Annotated in this window: 1 protein-coding gene; it reads left to right on the top strand. The window is 31.4% G+C overall.

Going from position 1 to position 547, the window contains the following annotated elements; translation table 11 throughout:
- Positions 1 to 317 (top strand): GNAT family N-acetyltransferase (locus AC1DSL_RS19310; RefSeq protein WP_477533489.1); only part of this gene is annotated, 317 nt, incomplete at its 5' end.
- Positions 318 to 547: the final 230 nt, after the last annotated feature.

Genomic DNA, 547 nt, shown 5'->3' with positions numbered 1-547 from the left:
CATTGCAAGAATGCGAAGAAATTTTCTTTGGTTATTATGAAGATGAAGAACTATGTGGTGCAATATCATTGGAAGTAGAAGATAATGTTGTTGATATACACAGACTAATTGTGCATCCAACCCATTTTAGAAAAGGGATTGCTCAGAAACTTTTAAATTTTGTAACAAGAAATTTCGAAGCTGAAAAAATAAAAGTAGCGACAGGCACTAAAAATACTCCAGCAGTTAGTTTTTATAAAAAGAATGGCTTTGAAAAAATTAAAGAAATCACAGTAAATGAAAATATATCTCTATCCTTTTTTGAAAAGAAATTATAAAATTCTTATTGAAGTAACGTCTGAATTAACTCAATAAGAGATCATTTAAGTCAGCAGAGTTTTGCTGACTTTTTATGTCGTAGTGGGAACATACAATGCTTCTTTCTTGTTCAACTAAGGGGTGCATTAGCAAAAAATCAATGAGCTGCATAGACGGCTCTTTATTCTTATTCAACTAACGAAGCAGGTTAGTTTAAGATGAGAATGGGAGTTTTTATGTCGCATTTGAC

It is taken from the genome of Paenisporosarcina sp. P4_D4, from assembly GCF_056401835.1.
The sequence above is the reverse complement of the archived record's forward strand: the minus strand, read 5'-3'. Positions and strand labels throughout refer to the sequence as shown.